This is a genomic window from [Clostridium] clostridioforme AGR2157, from assembly GCF_000424325.1.
Classification (GTDB): Bacteria; Bacillota; Clostridia; order Lachnospirales; family Lachnospiraceae; genus Enterocloster; species Enterocloster clostridioformis_A.
Genome location: NZ_AUJR01000008.1, coordinates 25,614 through 41,356 on the forward strand (window position 1 = coordinate 25,614; position 15,743 = coordinate 41,356).

The 15,743-nt window shown below is 49.4% G+C and carries 13 protein-coding genes; 8 read left to right on the top strand and 5 right to left on the bottom strand.

Going from position 1 to position 15,743, the window contains the following annotated elements; genetic code table 11:
* Positions 1–41: 41 nt before the first annotated feature.
* The gene (locus G614_RS0104745; RefSeq protein WP_027641029.1) at positions 42–1,421 is read left to right on the top strand and encodes an MATE family efflux transporter; all 1,380 of its coding nucleotides are present in this window, start codon (positions 42–44) and stop codon (positions 1,419–1,421) included.
* A gap of 15 nt (positions 1,422–1,436) precedes the next feature.
* Here G614_RS0104745 and G614_RS0104750 read toward each other — a convergent pair whose 3' ends face one another.
* Positions 1,437–2,672 carry a BTAD domain-containing putative transcriptional regulator gene (locus G614_RS0104750; protein WP_027641030.1) on the bottom strand — a complete coding sequence of 412 codons (1,236 nt, stop codon included), beginning with the start codon at positions 2,670–2,672 and terminating at the stop codon, positions 1,437–1,439.
* Positions 2,673–2,866: 194 nt separating this feature from the next.
* Here G614_RS0104750 and G614_RS0104755 point away from each other — a divergent pair, with 194 nt between their 5' ends.
* The 5 genes from G614_RS0104755 to G614_RS0104780 all read left to right on the top strand — a co-directional run bounded on the left by G614_RS0104755 (position 2,867) and on the right by G614_RS0104780 (position 7,520).
* A complete protein-coding gene (locus tag G614_RS0104755; protein WP_027641031.1) occupies positions 2,867–3,727 on the top strand; it encodes a hypothetical protein in 861 nt (286 codons plus the stop codon).
* Positions 3,728–3,753: 26 nt separating this feature from the next.
* Complete coding sequence (gene srtB / locus G614_RS0104760) at positions 3,754–4,677, top strand: class B sortase (RefSeq protein WP_027641032.1); 924 nt, start codon at positions 3,754–3,756, stop codon at positions 4,675–4,677.
* A 310-nt stretch (positions 4,678–4,987) separates the two neighbouring features.
* A complete protein-coding gene (locus tag G614_RS0104770) occupies positions 4,988–5,932 on the top strand; it encodes a transporter substrate-binding domain-containing protein (RefSeq protein ID WP_027641034.1) in 945 nt (314 codons plus the stop codon).
* Between the two features lie 44 nt (positions 5,933–5,976).
* Positions 5,977–6,780, top strand: coding sequence for an amino acid ABC transporter permease (locus tag G614_RS0104775; protein WP_027641035.1), 804 nt, complete (start codon positions 5,977–5,979; stop codon positions 6,778–6,780).
* Positions 6,777–7,520, top strand: a complete 744-nt coding sequence (locus tag G614_RS0104780) for an amino acid ABC transporter ATP-binding protein (RefSeq protein WP_027641036.1) — start codon at positions 6,777–6,779, stop codon at positions 7,518–7,520. Before G614_RS0104775 ends, G614_RS0104780 begins: the two co-directional genes overlap by 4 nt.
* A gap of 147 nt (positions 7,521–7,667) precedes the next feature.
* On the opposite strand, the gene G614_RS31905 is transcribed toward G614_RS0104780, so the two are convergent.
* Complete coding sequence (locus G614_RS31905; protein ID WP_166430217.1) at positions 7,668–7,832, bottom strand: hypothetical protein; 165 nt, start codon at positions 7,830–7,832, stop codon at positions 7,668–7,670.
* A gap of 111 nt (positions 7,833–7,943) precedes the next feature.
* On the bottom strand, positions 7,944–9,557 hold the full coding sequence (locus G614_RS0104795; RefSeq protein ID WP_027641037.1) for a CTP synthase: 1,614 nt from the start codon (positions 9,555–9,557) through the stop codon (positions 7,944–7,946).
* Between the two features lie 235 nt (positions 9,558–9,792).
* Here G614_RS0104795 and ftsH point away from each other — a divergent pair, with 235 nt between their 5' ends.
* The gene (gene ftsH, locus G614_RS0104800; RefSeq protein WP_027641038.1) at positions 9,793–11,754 is read left to right on the top strand and encodes an ATP-dependent zinc metalloprotease FtsH; all 1,962 of its coding nucleotides are present in this window, start codon (positions 9,793–9,795) and stop codon (positions 11,752–11,754) included.
* A gap of 361 nt (positions 11,755–12,115) precedes the next feature.
* On the opposite strand, the gene G614_RS0104805 is transcribed toward ftsH, so the two are convergent.
* Together G614_RS0104805 and G614_RS0104810 are read right to left on the bottom strand one after the other, a co-directional pair.
* Complete coding sequence (locus G614_RS0104805) at positions 12,116–12,943, bottom strand: DUF4397 domain-containing protein (protein WP_027641039.1); 828 nt, start codon at positions 12,941–12,943, stop codon at positions 12,116–12,118.
* A gap of 457 nt (positions 12,944–13,400) precedes the next feature.
* The gene (locus G614_RS0104810) at positions 13,401–14,291 is read right to left on the bottom strand and encodes an AraC family transcriptional regulator (RefSeq protein ID WP_027641040.1); all 891 of its coding nucleotides are present in this window, start codon (positions 14,289–14,291) and stop codon (positions 13,401–13,403) included.
* 87 nt (positions 14,292–14,378) lie between these two features.
* Between G614_RS0104810 and G614_RS0104815 the strand changes: the two genes are divergently transcribed.
* Entirely contained in the window at positions 14,379–15,734 is a 1,356-nt protein-coding gene (locus G614_RS0104815) for a glycoside hydrolase family 32 protein (RefSeq protein WP_027641041.1), read from the top strand.
* The last annotated feature ends 9 nt before the right edge of the window (positions 15,735–15,743 follow it).

Genomic DNA, 15,743 nt, shown 5'->3' on the forward strand with positions numbered 1-15,743 from the left:
GGCTTGGGATGAAATTCACAGAAACAGAGAGGAATACATACATGGCCGCAAATGTGACAAAGGATATGACGGAAGGCTCCCCGGTAAAACTGATACTGGGATTTTTCATCCCCATGCTGTGCGGGCTGCTGTTCCAGCAGCTGTACAATATGGCGGACACCATCATCGTGGGCAAGTGCCTGGGGGTCAGGGCTCTGGCAGCGGTGGGCTCCACCGGTTCCATTAACTTTATGATTATCGGTTTCTGCCTGGGGGTGTGCAGCGGTTTTGCCATTCCGGTGGCCCAGAAATTCGGGGAAAAGAACGAAAAGGCGCTCAGACGGTTTGTTGCCAACAGCGCATGGCTGGCAATCCTGTTTTCAGTGGTCATGACCGTGGCCGTGTGCCTGTTATGCCGCAACATCCTGGAGCTGATGCAGACGCCGGAGGATATTATTGATGGGGCCTACAGCTATATCTTCGTGATATTCCTGGGTATTCCAGCCACCTATCTCTATAACCTGCTGTCCTGCACCATACGTTCCCTGGGAGACAGCACTACCCCCCTGATTTTTCTGGTGTTCTCATCTGTGGTGAATGTGGCCCTGGACCTCTTTATGATTCTGGTCCTTAAGATGGGCGTGTCAGGGGCTGCCTGGGCCACCGTCACGGCCCAGGCAGTGTCGGGAATCCTGTGCCTGATGTACATGAAAAAGAAATTCACCATTCTTAAGATGAATGATGACGAGTGGAGGCCGGATGCCCATTACATGAAGATTCTGTGCAACATGGGAATTCCCATGGGGCTGCAGTATTCCATCACCGCCATAGGAAGCGTAATCCTGCAGACCGCAGTCAATTCCCTGGGCTCCATGGCAGTGGCCGCAGTGACGGCAGGCAGCAAAATCAGCATGTTCTTCTGCTGTCCCTTTGACGCTCTGGGCTCCACCATGGCCACCTACGGCGGACAGAATGTGGGGGCCAGGAAGCTGGACCGTATTGACCAGGGCCTGAAGGCAGGGGCTGTCATGGGCTGTGTCTATGCCGTTATAGCCTTTGCCGTGCTCTGTATCTTCGGACAATGGATTGCCCTTATGTTTGTGGATAAGGGGGAAGGGGAAATCCTGAGGAACACGCGCCTGTTCCTCATCGGCAACAGCTTGTTCTATATTCCTCTGGTGTTCGTCAATGCGGTGCGGTTTATGATTCAGGGACTTGGATATTCCAGGCTGGCCATTATTGCCGGAGTATGCGAGATGGCAGCGCGCTCCTTTGTGGGCTTCTGCCTGGTGCCTGTGTTTGGATATACAGCAGTGTGCATCGCCAGCCCGGTGGCCTGGATCGCCGCGGATCTGTTTCTCATACCGGCTTACCGCCATGTGATGAATAATCTGAACCAACTTTTTTATGGCAGGAGCAGGGCCACAGACGCGGCAGAATGATTGTGAAAAGTATGTTTATTCCCGAAGGCCTGCCGGGGTGCGCTTCCAGGGAAGCACCGGCTGAAGCTTGTAATCCACAATCAGGTCCTTGCGGCTGTAGAGCCTGCGGAAATTGCTCAGTATCCGCTTCATGACCATCTCACCCTTTTCCATGGTCACGGTGGGAAGGAGGATGATGTACTGGCTGATACTGTAACGGGTGTAAACGTCGCTGCAACGCAGGGAGCCGCGGATGGCATGGTTCAGATGCTCCATTGCCTTGTTAAGGACCGTTGTCTTAGGGACCCGTCCGTCCAGGTCACCGATGGTGAGGAGACACAGATAGATGGAATCCCCGGTACGCTCAATGGCCCTGCGTTCCAGATGGAACAGGTCGTGAAATACAGGATATTCACAGTAAAATGCCCCTCCTGAGGCTTCCTCCTTAAGGGTCTCCTGGATGGAATCCAGGTTTGTGTTGATGCCCTGCTCCTTGCTGCGGATGGACTTGTATAAATCCTTAAAATGGTCCGACGGAGAGATGGAGAATTCATTATAAAACAGGTCCAGTGTATGGTTGTATTCTTCTATGGCCTGGCTGGTGTGGCCGTCCCTGTAGAGGGAGTATACCAGGTGATAGCGGAATTTTTCATCAAAGGGATCTATCCCCACTGCTGCCTGGCAGATGGAGGTTATCCTGGAGAAATCTTCCTTTCTGGTAAGCAGCTCCACCGTCTTATAGACCAGCTTCTGGTACAGGGAATGGTAGTATGTGCTGATGGGGATGACCCAGGATTCATATTCGGATTTGGGAAGGAAATCCCCCTTGTACAGTTCCAGTCCCTCAAGGCAGAGCTTAAGGGCCTCGGCCTCATCCATGTCCTGATTCAGGACCCGGGTACAGACGGACTCAAACTGTTCAGTGTCCAGGACGGATGAATAGTCCTGCGTCCAGCAATAGGAACCTCTCTGCTGGACTAACAGCTTCTGGGGAGGAATCCCCAGGGGCTCTAACAGCTTGCGGCTGCGGAACATCAGGGTTTTCAGGGCTCCGCCCGGGTTGACGCCGGGGGCGTCGGCCCATACGATGTTGATAAGTTCACCGGGACTGATGGATTTCTTCTGGAACACCACCAGATATTCCAGGAGGCACCAGGGTTTTTTGGACTGGTTGCTGTTGTCGGTTATCTCTTTATCGCCAACCTTGAGGGAAAATCCGCCCAGGGTTTTTATATAAATAGTAGGTTTATCTTCCAGAATGGATGCATTCATGTCTGCTCTCCTTTGCAAAAACGAGGTCATTCTAAGATAAGTATACTAATCAGAACCATAATTGTCCAGAAAAAAGTACATAAAAAAGCAGCCCGGTGTTCTTTTGTAACCGGATTGTAACCGGAGGCTGTTATAATGGTAACAGGTTTAATGGGATTACTATGTCAATTTAGTAGAGAAAAGCAGGTGAATATATGTCGATTGCAAAAACCGGGGCCCTACAGGATTCGTACAAATATGTAAATATAGCCATTGACAGCTTTGATGGCCGCCTGTTACAGGGAAGGCTCTGCCATGACAGCCTGGAGGAGGCAGTACCCTTTGGCTGTATATCGGAGATGGCCATCTGCCTGGAAAAACTTTTTGATGAGCTTCGCTATCCCATGAAGAGTGTGGGCCAGAGGTCCTTTGCGGGGATAAACCATGGCGGTCTATCCTTAAGGTGTGGGGAGGAGTCCGGCAAAAAGCGGCTCCAGGGAAAACTGGCCGAGTTCTGCCTTCATGTGAAATACAGGTTTCATTCCACGTGGCAGGGTGAAATAATGGACCTGAGAAACGGCATCACCTATTCCTTTCAGAGCTTTTTGGATCTGATGGAGTATCTGGACCGTTCTCTCGGACACGGTAGTGATATCATGCACGGCCTCGGCAAGCGGATGTGCGAGGTGGCTGTGCGGAATTTCAGCCATTTCGTCATGGGCGGGGATGTATCCCATCCGGCAGTGGCGGACCGCCGGGAGTTTGTCAGTGAGTTTGAACTCAGGGATGAAGTGGAGCGCCTTCTTCTTCCTCTTCCGGAAGGCGAGGAGGAAGAGACCATCATCAGTCCCAGAAGCGTTATGGTCAATGCAGGAGGCTTTGGCCCCATGACCTTTGTTATAAGGGTCATGTTCAGAAGGAACGCCACCTGGCAGGGAACCATCTGCTGGAAGGAGAAGCGCAGGCAGGTTAGTTTCCGCAGCTTTTTGGAGATGCTGCTTCTGATGCAGGAGGCAGCGGCTGACAGCGAAGGATGGAGCGGGGAGCTTAAAGCGGCCTCCGGCCATATGGGATGACAGCAGGAAAGGACACAGAATCATCTATGGATCAGAAAAAAGGAATGAGCAGGATACGGGGCATCATCATCCTTGTCTTGCTGGCCGTCATGCTGGTAAGCGGCGCCATGAGCATACACAGCTGGGTGGAGGACAAGAGGACCGGAGAAGAGTATGAGCGGCTGGCTGAGCTGGCCAGGGAGACAACCGCGCAGCCGTACACAGAGGCAGTGGCGGAGCCCGGTCCCGCGGAGCCGGAGACAGAACCATATGTATCTCCAATTAACTTTGAGGAGCTGATGAAGGAAAATCCGGATACCATCGGATGGATCCGGGTGCCGGATACCAACATCGATTATCCCATTGTCCAGGGAGAGGACAATGATTTCTACCTGAATCATGATTTTTACGGCAAGGAGAACATTGCAGGCGCCATTTACCTGGATTTTGAGAGTCAGGGCGATTTTGCGGGACGCAACAATGTGCTGTACGGCCATAATATGAAGAACGGAAGCATGTTCAAGGATGTAAACCGCTTTAAGGACGAGGCATATTTTAAAGAGCACCGTTTTTTCAGCATCTACACTCCTGACCGGGAAATCAAGTTACAGGCAGTGGCTGCCTATTACGGGGAGGCCCAGCCCATTGTGCGCAAGACCAGGTTCAAATCCCAGGAATCCTTTGACGCCTTTGTACATGAGATGGTGAAGCCCTGCAGCTACGGCGAGGAGATTACATATCCGGCCAAGACACTGTATACCCTGGTTACATGCAGCTACGAAATCAAAGATGCCAGGACATTCCTGTTTGCCGTGGAGGTGGATGAGGACGGTAATCAAATTCAGCCCGACGATGCATTCTTACAGCGCATGGATGAGCTGATGGGGGACAAGAACCATGAAACAGTTCAGGAAACAGCCCAGGGGGCAGTCCGGGGACCAGAGGATGGGACAGAGGAAAACAAACAGTAGGAAATGATTATATATGACAGCCATGAATTCCCAATTAAAGGATTTATGGCTGTTTTTACAAGTATTTATACCTTTTTCCTGTATAAAAAAACGTATTTGGGTATTGGAAAACAGGACGAGTTATGTTATACTTAGCACGTTAGGCGCATGTATGCTTAAGAAAGTAAAGTGCGCCGTGTTTAATAGGGCAAGGTTTTAGCTGTTTGGGATTGCCGGTCATCAGATGACAGTGGAGTCATACCTGTGAGGATGGGTGTGGCTTTTTTCTTAGACAGTAAAGCCTGGAACATTTTTAAGAGGAGAGATTATTATGAAAATGAGTGCAAAGAAAGTTTTAGGCCTGATTCTGGCCGGCGTCCTTGCTGCCGGTTCCTTGACGGCGTGCGGCGGACGCGGCACAGCAGCCACTGCAGCAGACACAAAGGCAGAGGCAACAACCACAGCAGGCGATGCCAAGTCACAGGGCGATGCCGCAGCAGATACCACAGCCGCAGACAGCGGAGAGAAGAAGACGCTGCGCGTGGCCATGGAATGTGCATATGCGCCTTACAACTGGACACAGCCTGATGATTCCAACGGCGCAGTGGCCATTGCTGACAGCAATGAGTTTGCTTACGGATATGATGTCATGATGGCAAAGAAGATTTGTGAGGAACTGGGCTATGACCTGGAAATCGTACGTCTGGACTGGGATTCCCTGATTCCGGCTGTCACCACAGGACAGGTTGACTGTGTCATCGCAGGACAGTCCATTACCTCCGAGCGCCTTAAGGCAGTGGATTTCACTGAGCCATATTACTATGCAACCATCGTTACCCTGGTAAAGGAAGGCAGCAAGTATGCAGATGCCAAGAGCGTCGCAGACCTGGCAGGAGCCACCTGTACTTCCCAGCAGAGCACCATCTGGTACAACACCTGTCTGCCTCAGATTCAGGATGCCAATGTACTGGCAGCCACTGCCAGCGCTCCTGACATGCTGATGTCCTTAAACGCCGACAAGTGCGACCTGGTTGTTACTGACCAGCCTACAGGCAAGGGCGCTCTCATCGCTTATCCCAATTTCAAGATGATTGAGTTTGGCGGCGGCGATGCTGACTTCCAGGTGACGGATGAAGATATCAATATCGGTATTTCCTTAAAGAAGGGCAATACAGAGTTAAAGGATGCCATTAACAGCGTCCTCACAAAGATGACAAAGGATGACTTCTCCAAGATGATGGATGAAGCTATCTCTGTTCAGCCTCTGGCAAACTAAGTTGCCGTCAGGCTAAAGTACGTTAAAGAGTAAGGAGAAGGGATATGCCAACAGATTTTTTCGGCCGAGTTATGGTCGTATTCAACCGATACGGTATGTCAATGCTCCAGGGCGCAGGCGTCAGCCTTAAGATTGCCCTGGTAGGTACTCTGGTGGGCTGTATCATAGGCTTTGCCGTGGGTATTGTGCAGACCATACCAAATGAGCGGGGAGACAACCCGGTAAAGAGGGCCGTGCTCTGGGTCGTGAAACTGATTCTGAACGCCTATGTGGAGTTCTTCCGCGGTACGCCCATGATGGCCCAGGCCATGTTTATTTATTACGGGCTTCTGCCCATGTTAGGAATCAATATGTCCATGTGGGGCGCCGCCTATTTCATTCTTTCCATCAATACAGGCGCTTATATGGCTGAGACAGTCCGCGGCGGAATCCTTTCCATTGACCCGGGCCAGACAGAGGGAGCAAAGGCCATCGGCATGACCCATGTACAGACCATGCTCTATGTGATTCTGCCCCAGGCGCTGAGGAACATCATGCCTCAGATTGGCAACAACCTGATTATCAATATCAAGGACAGCTGCGTGCTCTCTGTTATCGGCGTCACGGAGCTGCTGTATAAGACCAAGGCAGCTGCAGGAGCCCTGTACATGAATTTCGAGGCATATACCATTACCATGATTGTATATTTCATCATGACATTCACCTGCTCCAGAATCCTGCGCTGGTGGGAAAACAGGATGGACGGCGCGGACAATTACGACCTGGCCACCACTGACACCCTGGCGCATACCAGCGGTATGTACCGGTTCCCGGATGAAAAGGATAAGAAGAAGGAGGATGCGCGATGAAAGGAGACAGGATATTAGAAATCCGTCATTTGAGCAAAACCTTCGGTACCAATCCTGTGCTTAAGGATATTGACTTTTCAGTAAGCAGCGGGGATGTGACCTGTATCATCGGCGCGTCGGGTTCCGGAAAGTCCACACTGCTCAGATGTCTGAATCTGTTGGAAACGCCTACCACAGGCGAAATCATGTACCATGGAACCAATATTGCCGATAAGAAGGTCAATGCGCCCCAGTACCGCTCCAAGGTGGGAATGGTGTTCCAGAGCTTTAATCTGTTTAACAACATGACCGTGTTGGAGAACTGTATTATCGGACAGGTCAAGGTGCTTAAGAAGAACAAGACAAATGCCCATAAGAATGCCATGTATTACCTGGAAAAGGTGGGGATGGCTCCTTATATCAACGCCAAGCCCAGGCAGCTTTCAGGCGGACAGAAACAGAGGGTGGCCATTGCCAGGGCATTGGCCATGGAACCTGAGGTGCTGCTGTTTGACGAGCCCACATCGGCACTGGACCCGCAGATGGTGGGCGAGGTGCTGGAGGTCATGCGCAAGCTGGCCGGAGAGGGCCTTACCATGATTATCGTCACACATGAAATGGCCTTTGCCAGGGATGTGTCCAGCCATGTGGCATTCATGGCAGGCGGCGTGATTGTGGAGGAGGGAGAGCCCTCAGAGATATTCGGAGCGCCGAAGCAGCTTAAGACCCAGGAGTTTTTAAGCAGATTTATGCATGGGTGATGGCGGTCGGCAGATTGCAGATGACAGATGCAGTTTACAGATTGCAGAAACAGTGTATTAAGATGATGTATAAAATGAAACGGAGCAAAGGCAAGTGTCTCGGCTCCGTTTTTGTAATTTAGGCTGTGCTGTCCTGCCCCCATTCCTTTATTCCTTGTCCGATGAAACAGCCTTGGTGACATAGGGATAGAGGTCCTCATAGGCTTCCTTTTCCGCCTCATCCTGGGGCAGGGAAGGAATCAGGCCGGTACAGTCCATGATGGAGCAGGCTTGTATGTCAACGTCAAAATCGTCTTTTTCCTTGCGTTCCAATTGGGATTCACCTCCTTTGATGCATTATGATTGAATCTTAAATATAGTTTGTGCAAAGTCAGATGATTCATACTGGCAAATCAAAAACAGGACAGCCATTTTTGTCATACATTATTTTTTACATCCCTTTTCCTTTAAAGCGGCCTCTATGAAACCTGTGAACAGGGGATGGGGCCGGTTGGGCCTGGATTTGAGCTCGGGATGGGCCTGGGTGGCAATGAACCAGGGATGGTCCAAAAGCTCTATCATTTCCACAATCCGTCCGTCGGGGGACAGGCCGGAGAGCATCATGCCGCATTTTGTAAGTACGGTGCGGTAGTCGTTATTGACCTCGTAGCGGTGTCTGTGGCGCTCATGGATGGTGGTTTCACCGTACAGGCCATAAGCTTTGGAGGTCTTGTCCAGGACGCATGGATAGGAACCCAGCCTTAAGGTGCCGCCGATGTCCTCCACTCCGTTCTGTTCCGGCATCAGATGGATGACAGGATGGGTGGTGGCGGGATTCAGCTCCACGCTGTGGGCATCTGCGTATCCGGCCACATTTCTGGCGAACTCCACAATTGACAGCTGCATTCCCAGACAAAGTCCAAGGAATGGTATGCGGTGTTCCCGGGCATACTGGATGGCGTGAATCTTTCCGTCAATGCCGCGGTCGCCAAAGCCGCCGGGAACCAGGATGCCACTCACATCTTTGAAGGTTTCAGGGGCATTTTCCGGCGTGACTGTCTCGGAATCCACCCATTTGATGTGAACGGCGGCACGGTTGGCAACGCCTCCGTGTTTCAGGGCTTCCACCACGGAAATATAGGCGTCGTGGAGCTGGATGTATTTGCCTACCAGGGCCACGGTCACTTCCTGCTCCGGATGCTTCCAGGCATCTATCATGGCCTTCCAGTCTGTCAGGTCCGGCTCCGGACAGGGCAGCTCCAGGCATTCACAGGCGGACTGGGCCAGATGCTCTTCCTCCATTACAAGGGGTACTTCATAGAGCACGTCCACATCCAGGTTCTGGAGTACGTGATGTTTGGGAACGTTGCAGAATTGAGCGATTTTCGTCTTAATGCCGCCGTCCAGGGGGAGTTCGCTGCGGCAGACAAGGATATCGGGCTGAATGCCCATTCCCTGAAGGTCTTTTACGCTGGCCTGAGTCGGCTTGGTCTTAAGCTCCTCTGAGGCTTTCAGATAAGGAATGAGAGTTACATGGATGATGCAGGTGTTACCGGGGCCGGCCTCATGCTGGAACTGACGGATGGCCTCCAGGAAGGGCTGGCTTTCGATGTCGCCGACCGTGCCGCCTACCTCGATGATGGCGATTTCCGTCTCGTTTTCCGTGTAGTTGCGGTGGAAACGGCTTTTGATTTCGTTGGTAATATGGGGGATTACCTGTACGGTTCTGCCGCCGAAGTCTCCGCGGCGTTCCTTCTGCAGGACCGTCCAGTAGACCTTGCCGGTGGTGACGTTGGAATTCCTGGTAAGGCTTTCGTCGATAAAGCGCTCATAGTGGCCTAAGTCCAGGTCTGTCTCAGCGCCGTCATCCGTCACGAAGACTTCTCCGTGCTGGACCGGGTTCATGGTGCCGGGGTCTATGTTGATGTAGGGGTCGAACTTCTGCATGGTCACTTTGTAGCCTCTGGCCTTTAACAGGCGGCCAAGAGATGCCGCAGTGATGCCTTTTCCCAGGCCGGAGACTACGCCACCGGTTACGAATACGTATTTGACTGGCATGATGGGGATACCTCCTTTTCTTGTTGTGGGTGTCGTGTGACTTGCTTGATATAGTTTCAAAAAAATAACTGAAACATTATACATCCTCATTGAGAATAAATCCAGGACTTTTTAAAATTTAAGAAAATTAATTGTTCTTTTCTTGATTTATGGGGAGACTGACACTATAATGGTAGAGAATGGGCTTTTGCTGGAAATTGATAGATGACTCATTCAGAGGGAGAATTTATACAATATGGATAATAATAGCAAACAGGACCCGAATATGAAAAGTAACTGGCAGACCATAACCATGCTGGTGGTTGCTGCCATACTTACATTTATCGTGGTCAGCAGTATGAACAACTATCTGAATTCCAAGAAACGTCAGGAGTTGTCCTATAATGAGTTCGTCCAGATGGTTGAAGCCGGCGAGGTGGACTCCATCAAGGTGGGCAGCACGGAAATCACGGTCATCCCTAAGAAGGGTAATACTAAGTATTCCCAGAATCTGGATTATTATGTGGTGAGGCTGGAAGGCGATTATGATTTCGTCAGCAGGATACTGGATAATAACGTGGTCACCAACCGTGAGAAGTCCGACAGCAGCACCCTTCTTCTGGTCCTGCTGAATTATGCTGTCCCATTCCTGTTCCTGCTGTTCCTCATGAACTTCACCATGAAGCGAATGGGCGGCGGCGGAATCATGGGCGTGGGCAAGTCCAATGCCAAGATGTACGTCCAGAGGGAGACCGGCATCACCTTTAAGGATGTGGCCGGTGAGGACGAGGCCAAGGAGTCGCTGACTGAAATCGTGGATTTCCTCCACAATCCGGGCAAGTATACCAAGATTGGCGCCAAGCTGCCCAAGGGCGCCCTTTTAGTGGGCCCTCCCGGAACTGGTAAGACCCTGCTTGCCAAGGCAGTGGCAGGCGAGGCCCATGTGCCCTTCTATTCCCTTTCCGGTTCTGACTTTGTGGAAATGTTCGTGGGCGTGGGTGCGTCCCGTGTCCGTGATTTGTTTAAGAACGCCACTGAGAATGCGCCCTGCATTATCTTCATTGATGAGATTGACGCCATTGGACGCAGCCGTGACAGCCGTATGGGCGGCAACGACGAGCGTGAACAGACCCTGAACCAGCTTCTTTCCGAGATGGATGGATTTGATTCCACCAAGGGACTTCTGGTTCTGGGCGCCACCAACCGTCCTGAGGTCCTGGATCCGGCCCTTCTTCGTCCGGGACGTTTTGACCGCCGTGTGGTGGTGGATAAGCCGGACCTTAACGGTCGTATCAACATACTTAAAGTACATTCCAAGGATGTGCTCCTGGATGAATCCGTAGACTTTAAGGAGATAGCGCTGGCCACCTCGGGCGCTGTGGGCGCGGACCTGGCCAACATGATGAACGAGGCAGCCATCAATGCGGTTAAGCACGGGCGCAATGCCGTGTCACAGAAGGATTTGTTTGAGGCAGTGGAAGTGGTTCTTGTGGGTAAGGAAAAGAAGGACCGTATCATGAGCAAGGAAGAGCGCCGCATCGTATCCTACCACGAGGTGGGCCACGCTCTTGTAAGCGCACTCCAGAAGCATTCCGAGCCGGTACAGAAGATTACCATTGTGCCAAGGACAATGGGCGCTCTTGGATATGTCATGAATGTGCCGGAGGAGGAGAAGTACCTCAATACGAAGAAGGAGCTGGAGGCGAGGCTGGTAGAGCTGATGGCCGGCCGTGCCGCCGAGGAAATCGTATTTGAGACAGTTACCACAGGAGCGTCCAACGATATCCAGCAGGCCACCAACCTGGCCAGGGCCATGGTTACCCAGTACGGCATGTCTGATAAATTCGGCCTCATGGGGCTTGAATCCCAGGAGAACCAGTACCTGACAGGACGGGCCGTGTTAAACTGCGGCGATGCAACGGCAGCTGAAATTGACCAGGAGGTCATGAAGATACTGAAGGCTTCCTACGATGAGGCAAAGCGTCTCTTAAGCGATAACAAGGATGCCATGGACCAGATAGCCGCATTCCTCATTGACAGGGAGACAATCACCGGCAGGGAATTCATGAAGATATTCCGCAAGGTTAAGGGCATTCCGGAGCCGGAGGAAACAAAAGAGGATTCAGACAAATGTAATGATTCAGACAAATGTAATGATTCAGAGAATAAACCGGAGGATACAGTGTGGAGTCATCCTGGAAATGACAGGAATCTGTAGGATTGGCTAATACAAAGGTAGCATATATCAGACAGGATTATACGTATTATGACTACAGGGACTGCCCTCTGTGTAAACAGGGAAAGAAGTTCTGTAATATAAGAAATAGAGATATAGGTTAAAAAGGCCGGGGAGCATTGCTTCCCGGCCTTATCAGCGTGTGCCTAGCGGCGCACGTTTCCAACAGGTGCAAGCAACACAAGACCTGTTTATGAACAATGACAATAAAAACAGGACCTGGTATTGGAATTGAGCTGATTCCGTGGAAGATAAGTTCCCATTTCAGGCACACAAGATTAACACACGTCTGTATGAAGACGGCTCCATCTGCGACCAGTAAATCCTAGGGCAGATGGTCCCCTTACTGTTCCGTTGTCTGGAGCCAGAAGTTAGAACCTGAGCCGGCCAGGGTAACGGTTGTGGATGTGTTCCGCTGGAATGACATCCAGGTATCCACGATTGGCGTACGCATGTTGTTGTCGCTGTAGATGGTAATGCGGTAGCGGCCTGGCGCCACATTATAGAACCGGGTGAAATCCAGGAAACCAAGATTGGATACAACCAGACGGTTATTTATATAAATCTGGATTGGGCCACGTATTGCCGCATTATAAAACCGAACCCGCGCAACGGAGACAGGGAAGACCGTACCTGGAAGGATGAATCCCCAGTTCCACGACCAATCCGGATTCACTATAGGAGGAACTGGCCTCGGAGGAACTGGCCTTGGAGGGTTAGGTCTGTCGGGCCGTTCGGGAGGATTTGGCCTATCGGGTCTTACAGGAGGGTTAGGTCTGTCGGGCCGTTCGGGAGGGTTGGGTCTGTCGGGTCTTACGGAAGGATTCGGCCTGTCTGGCCTAAACATTGCTGGCTGGGCCTGCATGGGTTGGGCCTGCATGGGCTGATCCTGCATGGACTGGGCAGTGCGTCCGGACATGGGGGCGCCAAAAACCTGCTCATCCTCCGGGCTGTCTGTATATGGGATGATTGGGTCATACTCCTGTGAATTAACCCAGTCTTCTGAATAGTCCATATCAGATTGTAAATCATCAGGCTGCAATTCATCTGTCTGCAGATCATCAGAGATGGATTCATCCATCTGCAGGCCATCAGGCTGTAATTCAGAACCTGCTGCAGGGTAAGAATAGAGGTCTTCCGGCATGGAAGGATAGTAGTTATCGTAATACATACAGTAACCTTTCATAATACGCTTTGTCATATCTTATGCGGCGGAATTGGATTGGTGAGTTGGCTATGCGATTCAAAGAAGTTTTAGAACTATTTTACAAGTCTTGACGTAACGGTGGAACAGCAAAATAATGCATATTACTATGCAAAGACAGAATAATCTATGCGGGGCGGAAACGACCAAATCAAAGAAGCCGTTGAAAGATTGGCCTGCAGCGCTGTTTATTCAGGCCGGGCTTGTGATTGCCTCCCATGCTGGAAATCGTTCCCACAAAACGGCGGCAGGCGGCGTAGTAAGGCATTATGATATGGCGGTTCTCTGTGTCCTGATGGCAGCCGTTGTCTCAAGACTTATGTTTTTCGGCGAGGAAACGGAATGGGCGCAGATGGTTTGCCTGACAGGTGCTGGTCGGAATCACTTCTTTACTGAGGTACCGCCATTTCAGGCGCATGGAGCGCTAAGACGTATTTGGTTCATGGATGGCTGCACGGCTCTTCTTTCTGTATTCAGAAGGAGACTCCTCATAACTTTTTTTAAAGATACGGGAAAATGCAAGCTGGTCATCAAATCCTAAAGAACTTGAGATTACCGAAACAGGAAGTTCTGTAGTAGTCAGCAATCTGCGGGCTTTTTTGAGTTTGATATCCATCAGGTACTGTTTGGGGGACATTCCATATTTGTTGTGGAATATTCTGGTCAGATAGTTGGGATGGACGCCAAAAGATTTTGCTACGTCTTTTAGCTTCAGCTTTTCCGCATAATGCATATCAAGATAAAATTTTACTTCATCAATAACAGATTCTTTTCCCCAATTGTTTTCATTAAATGAAACGTCTTCAAAAAGGGAAGACATAATCAAAAAAAGAAGGCTGTTCGCTTTAAGGTATTCGCTTGTAGTGTTTCCTTCCAGTGTCAGTATTTCAAAAATGCAAGCTTTATATTTCTCTGTATCCAGATTGTGGATAATATAGATGTCATCAGAAGACGTCATCAGCTGATAGATATATCTTTGTGAATTAATTCCCAGAAAACTAACCCAGGCATAACACCAGGGAGCCTCTTTCGATGCCTCATAGTAGGAGACCTTTCCAGACGGTATGATAAATGCATCTCCTGCAGATAACTGGAATACATGCTCATTAATATGTAATTCCCCCTTACCGCTGAGCACAAAATGAATTAACTGATAGGACCTGAATCTTGGCCCATAGCTGTATCCGGGGCTGCATTCCTCATATCCGGCACTATAGAAAGATAAGTCAGAGGTTGATTTGTACATTAAGGTATGTTGGGTTTCTTTATATTCTTTCATGATTTGATTATAGTACAAAAGGTTAGTTTTTTCCATATATATTTGATGAAATGCTATAGAAAATCAAGATAGAATATAGTTTAATATGCTCATAGGTGCCAAGTAAAAAAGAGGAGATAGAAAATGACAGGAAAGATAAGACAGCAATATCATTTGGAACCGGATTGCGGCTTATTGAATGATCCGAATGGATTGGCTTATTTTAAAGGAAAATATCATGTCTTTTTTCAATGGAACCGATTTGCCAAGAATCATTCTTATAAAGAATGGGGGCTGTTTACCTCACCAGATTTGTGTTCATGGGAATTTGAAGGCAGTGCAATTCTTCCGGATCAGAGCTATGACAAGGATGGAGTATATTCCGGCAGCGGTTATGTAATACAAGACAAATTATATTTGTTTTATACAGGTAACACCAAAACCTGCGGAAAACGAAAAAGCAGACAGTGTATGGCTGTTTCGGAAGATGGGAAAAAATTCTTAAAGACTGGTCCGGTATTGGAGACACCGGAAGGATTTACGGAACATTTCAGGGATCCTAAAGTATTTAAAGGGAAAGGCAATCACTATTTTATGGTAGTGGGAGCGCAGAGAAAAAATGGAAAAGGATCGATTGCACTGTGCCGCTCAAAAGACGGAATAACCTGGGAATACACAAATATGCTGGCGGTAACCGAACAGTATGAAATGATAGAGTGTCCTGATTTATTCCAACTGGACGGAAATTATGTGCTGTTGTTTGACCCGCAGAAACGAGACAATGAAAAAGATGAACCAGAGTACAGCTTCGCGGCATCTAAAATCGTAAATTTTGATGAGAAGACAGGAACACTGGATCGTGAAAATCTGGATGAAGGATATACGGTGATGGACAGTGGTTTTGATTTTTATGCGCCTCAAACTTTTCTTGCTCCGGATGGAAGACGAGTTTTATTCGCCTGGATGTCCAGGATGGAAGAGGAACAGGAAAAGGCATTTGCAGAAAATGAACCGAACATTCATTGCCAGACGATTCCGAGAGAACTGTCTGTAAAAGACGGAAAATTATATCAGCATCCGGCCAGGGAACTGTATCAACAACTTGGAAATGAAGTGACTGTGATTTTGAAATCACAGAATGTAAAAAAGGCTTATCCGGAAAATCGTGCTTTTTCTATGCGGATTCAGAATATAGATTTAAAGCAGAACCTGTGCATGGATTTCCATCAGGGGGAAGCAAAAATAGAATATAATCCCGTTGAGAAGAAAATCGTGTTTTCAAGATGTAGCTGGCTTACGGATGAGTGGGAATCAAAAGAATGCCGGCTTGAGAATCTGCAGGAAATGGAAGTATGGTCAGATAATTCCAGCCTGGAAATCTTTGTAAATGGCGGAGAAAAAGTATTTTCATCCAGAATCTTACCGAAAGACAGAAAACCAGAGCTCACATTTGCAGGCATAACCGAACGTACCAATATAAAAATAAAAGAGATTATTTAGAAGGAAAAG